This window comes from Pseudomonas sp. ASL3, assembly GCF_056680425.1.
This window is the reverse complement of sequence record NZ_CM155281.1, coordinates 6,148,308-6,155,000: the sequence shown is the minus strand read 5'-3', so window position 1 is coordinate 6,155,000 and position 6,693 is coordinate 6,148,308. Positions and strand designations below refer to the sequence as shown.

The 6,693-nt window shown below is 56.7% G+C and carries 7 protein-coding genes (1 of these 7 cut by a window edge); 4 read left to right on the top strand and 3 right to left on the bottom strand.

From position 1 onward, the window contains the following. Positions 1 to 735 carry the 5' portion of a tyrosine--tRNA ligase gene (gene tyrS / locus AC1MEE_RS28190; protein ID WP_480412746.1) on the bottom strand. The gene continues 465 nt to the left of window position 1, outside the view, so the window shows 735 of its 1,200 coding nt (coding positions 1-735); its start codon is at positions 733 to 735; its stop codon lies off the left edge, out of view. A 210-nt stretch (positions 736 to 945) separates the two neighbouring features. Between tyrS and AC1MEE_RS28185 the strand changes: the two genes are divergently transcribed. After that, a complete protein-coding gene (locus AC1MEE_RS28185; RefSeq protein WP_480412745.1) occupies positions 946 to 2,376 on the top strand; it encodes a peptidoglycan DD-metalloendopeptidase family protein in 1,431 nt (476 codons plus the stop codon). Between the two features lie 3 nt (positions 2,377 to 2,379). Continuing rightward, positions 2,380 to 3,483 (top strand): anhydro-N-acetylmuramic acid kinase, encoded by a 1,104-nt coding sequence (locus AC1MEE_RS28180; protein WP_480412744.1) that lies wholly within the window; start codon positions 2,380 to 2,382, stop codon positions 3,481 to 3,483. Between the two features lie 74 nt (positions 3,484 to 3,557). On the opposite strand, the gene erpA is transcribed toward AC1MEE_RS28180, so the two are convergent. Beyond that, on the bottom strand, positions 3,558 to 3,908 hold the full coding sequence (gene erpA, locus AC1MEE_RS28175) for an iron-sulfur cluster insertion protein ErpA (RefSeq protein WP_449639710.1): 351 nt from the start codon (positions 3,906 to 3,908) through the stop codon (positions 3,558 to 3,560). 161 nt (positions 3,909 to 4,069) lie between these two features. After that, the gene (gene argC / locus AC1MEE_RS28170) at positions 4,070 to 5,104 is read right to left on the bottom strand and encodes an N-acetyl-gamma-glutamyl-phosphate reductase (RefSeq protein ID WP_480412743.1); all 1,035 of its coding nucleotides are present in this window, start codon (positions 5,102 to 5,104) and stop codon (positions 4,070 to 4,072) included. A gap of 136 nt (positions 5,105 to 5,240) precedes the next feature. Here argC and hemJ point away from each other — a divergent pair, with 136 nt between their 5' ends. Then, on the top strand, positions 5,241 to 5,669 hold the full coding sequence (gene hemJ / locus AC1MEE_RS28165) for a protoporphyrinogen oxidase HemJ (RefSeq protein WP_480412742.1): 429 nt from the start codon (positions 5,241 to 5,243) through the stop codon (positions 5,667 to 5,669). Positions 5,670 to 5,700: 31 nt separating this feature from the next. After that, positions 5,701 to 6,669, top strand: coding sequence for an NAD(P)H-dependent flavin oxidoreductase (locus AC1MEE_RS28160; RefSeq protein WP_480412741.1), 969 nt, complete (start codon positions 5,701 to 5,703; stop codon positions 6,667 to 6,669). Positions 6,670 to 6,693: the final 24 nt, after the last annotated feature.

Here is a 6,693-nt window from a genome sequence, read left to right as displayed (position 1 = left end):
GTACATGATGCCCGGCGCTTCCTGAATCCCTACGTAGTTACCCAGGGACTTGGACATTTTCTTCACGCCATCCAGCCCTTCCAATAAAGGCATGGTGAGAATGCACTGGGCTTCTTGTCCATACGCCCGCTGCAGCTCTCGCCCCATCAGCAGGTTGAACTTCTGATCAGTGCCACCCAGCTCGACATCGGCACGTAGCGCGACGGAGTCATACCCCTGCACCAACGGATACATGAACTCATGAATGGCGATCGGCTGGTTGGTCGAGTAGCGCTTATGAAAATCATCACGCTCAAGCATCCGCGCCACCGTGTACTGCGAGGACAGGCGGATGAAGTCAGCGGGGCTCATCTGATCCATCCAGGTGGAGTTGAACGCCACCTCGGTCTTTGCCGGATCAAGAATCTTGAAAACCTGGGTTTTGTAGGTTTCTGCGTTAGCCAGAACCTGCTCACGCGTCAGCGGTGGACGCGTGGCGCTTTTGCCGCTTGGATCGCCGATCATGCCAGTGAAGTCACCGATCAGGAAAATGACCTGATGACCCAGCTCCTGGAACTGACGCAGCTTATTAATAAGCACGGTATGACCCAAGTGCAGATCAGGCGCCGTAGGGTCGAACCCAGCCTTGATACGCAGTGGCTGACCACGCTTGAGCTTTTCGACCAATTCGGACTCGACCAGGAGTTCATCCGCACCGCGCTTGATCAGCGCTAGCTGCTCTTCAACCGACTTCATAACAGCCCCGTTATGGCTCATTTCAAATGGGGACCAACCATACAAGATCAGGGCCCAATTACAAGTTTTGCCCAGCACCCGCCGACGAATCGGAAACTGATACGTTCGCAGGGTTGCTTCGAGCATGATTTGGTTATATTTTATACAGTTATTTCATCTTCACCTTGTCATACATCTTTTCCAATTCATCTTTTCAAAGTCAAATTACCTATGATCGACACACCGCCTAAAGCGCCCCCGCTTTATCCGAAAAGCCACCTGCTTGCTGCCAGTGGCATCGCCGCGCTGCTGAGCCTGGCTCTTCTGGTCTTCCCGTCCAGTGACGTTGAAGCCAAAAAAACCACTCTAAACCTTGATCTTGAAACTGCTGCCGATCAACTGACACAACAACAAGACGCTCAAGAACCGATCCAGGCCACACCTGAAAACGCTGCGTCCCCCTTCGCCCAAATCGAAAATGGCGCGGACGACACCCAGGAGACGGCCACCACCGAGCCCGTGAAGAAAGAGCCTGTCGCTCCGGCGGTCGCGAAAAATCCGAATCACAAGGAAGTCATCGTCTCCAAGGGCGATACCTTGTCGACCCTGTTCGAGAAGGTCGGTCTTCCTGCCGCCACCGTGCACGATGTACTGGCCAGCGATAAGCAGGCCAGGCAATTCAGCCAGTTGAAACATGGGCAGGTCCTGCAGTTCGAGTTTTCTCCTGAAGGCCAGCTCAAACAACTGCACAGCAAGGTCAGCGACCTGGAAAGCATCAGCCTGTCCAAAACCGGGAAAGGCTATGCATTCAACCGAGAGATCACTAAGCCAAACGTGCGCACAGCGTATGCTCATGGCGTTATCAACAGCTCGCTGTCGCAGTCGACCCAACATGCCGGTCTGTCCCACAGCATGACCATGGACATGGCCAGCGTCTTTGGCTATGACATCGACTTCGCCCAGGATATTCGTCATGGCGATGAGTTCGATGTGATCTATGAACAGAAGGTCGTCAACGGTAAAACTGTTGGCACGGGCAGCATCCTGTCCGCAAGATTCACCAATCGCGGCAAAATCTATACGGCGATTCGCTATACCAACAAACAAGGCAACAGCAACTACTACACCGCTGAAGGCAACAGCATGCGCAAGGCGTTCATCCGCACCCCCGTGGATTTCGCCCGCATCAGCTCCCTTTTCTCCATGGGCCGCAAGCACCCGATCCTGAACAAGATCCGCGCGCACCAAGGTGTCGATTATGCCGCGCCGCGCGGTACGCCGATCAAAGCGACCGGTGATGGCAAGGTTCTGCTAGCCGGTCGTCGCGGCGGCTATGGCAACACCGTGATCATTCAGCATGGCGATACCTACCGTACGCTGTACGGGCATATGCAAGGGTTTGCCAAAGGCATACAAAACGGAAGCAGCGTCAAGCAAGGCCAGGTGATTGGCTATATTGGCACTACGGGCCTCTCCACCGGTCCGCACTTGCACTATGAGTTCCAGGTCAATGGCGTTCACGTCGACCCCCTGGGCCAGAAACTGCCAATGGCAGATCCAATCGCCAAGGCTGAAAGACAACGTTTCCTTCAACAAAGCCAGCCGCTGATGGCGCGCATGGACCAGGAAAAGGCCACCATGCTGGCCTCGAGCAAGCGCTAAGCCATGGCCTTCTATATAGGTGTGATGTCCGGAACCAGTCTTGATGGGCTGGATATCGCCCTTATAGAGCAGGGCGACCGACCAACACTGTTGGCGACCCACTACATACCAATGCCCGATGACCTGCGCGCCGAGCTTCTCGGTTTGTGCGCCAGTGGCATCGATGAGCTAGCCCGGGCCGCCATCGCCGAGCAGAAATGGGTGCGTCTCGCCGCTCAAGGTGTTCTGGCGCTGCTAAGCCAGGAGAAACTGTCTCCCGGCGAAGTACGCGCCATTGGCAGCCATGGGCAGACTATTCGTCATGAGCCCGCGCGCGGCTTCACTATCCAGATTGGCAACCCCGCCCTGCTCGCCGAGCTGACAGAGATCACCGTTGTCAGTGATTTCCGTCGCAGAGATGTGGCCGCAGGCGGACAAGGCGCACCACTGGTGCCGGCTTTTCATGAAGCGCTCTTCGATCACCCCCTCGGTGCCCCACAGGATCATCGAGCGGTACTCAACATCGGTGGCTTCAGTAACCTGAGCCTGATTGAAGCTGACAAGCCTGTGTCCGGTTTCGACTGCGGACCAGGAAATGTTTTGCTTGATGCCTGGATACAAGCTCAACGCAGCCAAAACTTTGACCGCGACGGTACCTGGGCGGCGAGCGGGCAGATTGAGCCTGCACTACTGCAATCGCTACTCAGCGACCCGTTCTTTCTGACCCAAGGCCCGAAAAGCACAGGTCGCGAAGTCTTCAACCTTAGCTGGCTGCAGCATCATCTATTCCACCTGCCAACGTTCACCCCTGAGAACGTTCAGGCAACCTTGCTTGAGCTGACTGCGCTGACCATTACCCAGTCACTGCAGGCCGCGCAGGTGCAGACCGATGAGCTGTTGGTCTGTGGTGGCGGCGCGCATAACACTACGCTGATGGCGAGGCTGGCCGCCTTGCTGCCGAAAACCCAGGTCAGCAGTACAGCTCTCTATGGCGTGGACCCCGACTGGGTCGAAGCCATGGCTTTCGCGTGGCTAGCGCACTGCTGCCTTGAAGGCGTACCTGCTAACCGACCCAGCGTTACCGGTGCTCGCGGCTTACGCGTACTGGGCGCGATCTACCCGGCCTGACACAGACAGCAAAACGCCGCACATAAGTGCGGCGCGTCTTTGTCTACAAGCCCAGCCTAATCGACCAAACAGAATCAGATCGAGAACGACGAACCACAGCCACAGGTGGTGGAAGCATTCGGGTTCTTGATCACAAAGCGTGACCCTTCCAACCCTTCCTGATAATCCACTTCTGCGCCTGCCAGGTACTGGAAGCTCATCGGATCGACCACCAGGCTGACACCATCACGCTCAACGATGGTGTCGTCATCAGCGACGTCTTCATCGAAGGTGAAGCCGTACTGGAAACCTGAACAGCCGCCACCGGTCACGAATACGCGCAGTTTCAGGCGATCATTGCCCTCTTCATCGACCAGGGTCTTCACCTTGTGCGCTGCACCGTGGGTGAATTCCAATGCCGTAGGAGTGAAGGTTTCGACGCTCATGCTAAATATCTCCCGGCGCTATGCCGCCATAATGCGTAGTGACGCGCATTATCCGCTTGCCCCAGTAAACTGGTCAACTATTGTAAGAGCAGCAGTAAGCTTCAAGCCGCAAGAGAACGCACTATCACTTGCAGCTTGAAGCTAAAAGCTTGCAGCTGCCTTTAAGGCAGCATGCCAGCATGGGAAAGGCCCAACCGCTCGTCCAGACCGAACAGGATGTTCATGTTCTGTACCGCCTGACCCGAGGCACCTTTGACCAGGTTGTCGATGACCGACAACACCACCACCAGATCACCACCTTGCGGACGATGCACGGCGATACGGCAAACGTTGGCACCACGCACGCTACGTGTCTCGGGATGACTGCCGGCCGGCATCACGTCAACAAACGGCTCATTGACATAACGTTTTTCGAACAGTGCCTGCAAGTCCACCGACTTATCCACCACCGTGGCGTAAAGCGTGGAGTGAATGCCACGGATCATTGGCGTCAGGTGTGGCACGAAGGTCAAACCGACCTCCACCCCTGCCGCGTGCCGTAGACCCTGCCTGATTTCTGGTAAATGACGATGCCCTTTGACGGCATAGGCCTTAAAACTCTCGCTAGTTTCAGAGTACAACGAACCAACACTGGCACCGCGCCCGGCACCGCTCACGCCGGATTTGCAGTCGGCGATCAACCGGGAGGCGTCAGCCAGGCCTGCTTCGAGCAACGGAAGAAAGCCCAACTGCGTCGCGGTCGGATAGCAACCGGGGACGGCAATCAAGCGCGCTTGCTTGATCCGCTCGCGATTGACTTCAGGCAGACCGTAGACCGCCTCTTTGAGCAACTCAGGCGCGCCATGCGGCTGGCCGTACCATTTGGCCCACTCGTCTGCGTCCTGCAGACGGAAGTCTGCGGAGAGGTCGATGACCTTGGTGCCAGCGTTCAGCAGTTCACCTGCCAGCGCATGGGCAACACCGTGCGGCGTGGCGAAAAACACCACATCGCAGGCACCCAGAGCGTCGATGTCCGGCACGCTGAAGGTCAGGCCGTCGTAATGGCCTCGCAGGTTTGGGTACAGATCGGCTACGGCCAGCCCTGCCTCAGAGCGAGAAGTGATGACCACCACCTCAGCTTGTGGATGCTGTGCCAACAGACGCAGCAGCTCGACCCCGGTGTAACCCGTGCCGCCGACGATACCGACCTTGACCATAAATCTGCCCCTTCAACGAACCTACTGGAAAGCCGTCGATAATATGGGCGTAACGCTCAAGGAACAACCGCGAACGTGACGTACGGCGGTTCATGCCACTACTATTTGGCCACCGTGAACCTGGGAATAACCAAAAATGCTTTATCTATGGCTCAAAGCCTTCCACATCATCTCGATGGTCTGCTGGTTTGCAGGCCTGTTTTATCTACCGCGATTGTTCGTTTATCACTCGATGAGTGAGGACGCCGCCAGCCGCGAGCGTTTCTGCGTCATGGAGCGCAAGCTGTACCGGGGCATCATGGGACCAGCGATGATTGCCACGCTGGTATTCGGGATCTGGCTGATCAGCCTCAACCCCGGCGGTTACTTCAGTCACGCCTGGATGCACGCCAAACTCGCGCTCGTGGTTTTATTGATCGGTTATCACCATGTCTGCGGTGCGCAGGTCAAACGCTTCGCCCGTGGCGAGAATGGCCGCAGTCATGTCTTTTATCGCTGGTTCAATGAAATCCCTGTATTGATATTGCTGGCTATCGTCATTCTGGTTGTGGTCCAGCCTTTCTAATCAATAGCTCAATACGTTTGGGGTAATGCTTATGTCGCTGCCAGCTCTGCTTGAACAACGTCTGCGCCTGCCGGTCGTGGCCGCACCGATGTTTCTGATCTCCAATCCACAATTGGTTCTGGCGTGCTGCCGCAATGGCGTAGTCGGGAGTTTTCCTGCACTTAACCAACGCGAAAGCATTGGTTTCAAAGCCTGGCTGGAAGAAATCGAAGCCGGGCTGGCAGAGCTGACCAATCCAGCGCCTTACGCGGTCAACCTGATCGTGCACAACAGCAACCCGCGGTTGCAGGCTGATCTGGAAATCTGCATCGAGCATAAAGTGCCCATCGTGATCACTAGCCTGGGCGCAGTCAAAGAGCTGGTCGATGCAGTGCATGGCTACGGCGGACTGGTGTTTCACGACGTGACCACTCGCCGTCATGCGGAAAAAGCTGCAGAAGCGGGAGTTGATGGCCTGATCGCGGTCGCCGCAGGTGCCGGTGGACATGCCGGGACCTGGAGTCCTTTTTCGCTGATCGCAGAGATCCGCCAATTCTTCGACAAAACCCTGTTGCTGGCGGGTTGCCTGAACCACGGTCACGAGATTCTTGCGGCACAGCTGCTCGGCGCGGACCTGGCCTACTTTGGTACACGCTTTATCGCTACCAGCGAAAGCCATGCCCCTGAAGCCTACAAAGAGATGCTGATGACCTCCAAAGCCGCCGATATCGTGCATACCCCAGCGGTCTCCGGCGTTCCTGCCAGCTTCATGCGCCAAAGCCTGGAGAATGCCGGCTTCGACCTTTCGGCCTTGCAGGGCAAGGCCGAAATGAATTTTGGCGCTAAACTCAAACCCATCAGCGATGAAGCCAAGGCATGGAAAACCGTGTGGTCCGCCGGGCAAGGCGTCGGGGAAATCGACGACCTGCCCAGCATCGACGAACTGATTGCGCGTCTGGATGCCGAATATCGCAAGGCGCAAGCCCGTTCGTCTGAGCTGGCCTCCCACTGGCCGCGCTGACTACCTGCCCATGGCCTGCCTTCC

Bases quoted from the DNA above. Each gene is read 5' to 3' on its own strand.
- AC1MEE_RS28185 (WP_480412745.1), top strand. From the start codon at position 946: ATGATCGACACACCGCCTAAAGCGCCCCCGCTTTATCCGAAAAGCCAC.
- AC1MEE_RS28180 (WP_480412744.1), top strand. From the start codon at position 2,380: ATGGCCTTCTATATAGGTGTGATGTCCGGAACCAGTCTTGATGGGCTG.
- erpA (WP_449639710.1), bottom strand. From the start codon at position 3,908: ATGAGCGTCGAAACCTTCACTCCTACGGCATTGGAATTCACCCACGGT.
- argC (WP_480412743.1), bottom strand. From the start codon at position 5,104: ATGGTCAAGGTCGGTATCGTCGGCGGCACGGGTTACACCGGGGTCGAG.
- hemJ (WP_480412742.1), top strand. From the start codon at position 5,241: ATGCTTTATCTATGGCTCAAAGCCTTCCACATCATCTCGATGGTCTGC.
- AC1MEE_RS28160 (WP_480412741.1), top strand. From the start codon at position 5,701: ATGTCGCTGCCAGCTCTGCTTGAACAACGTCTGCGCCTGCCGGTCGTG.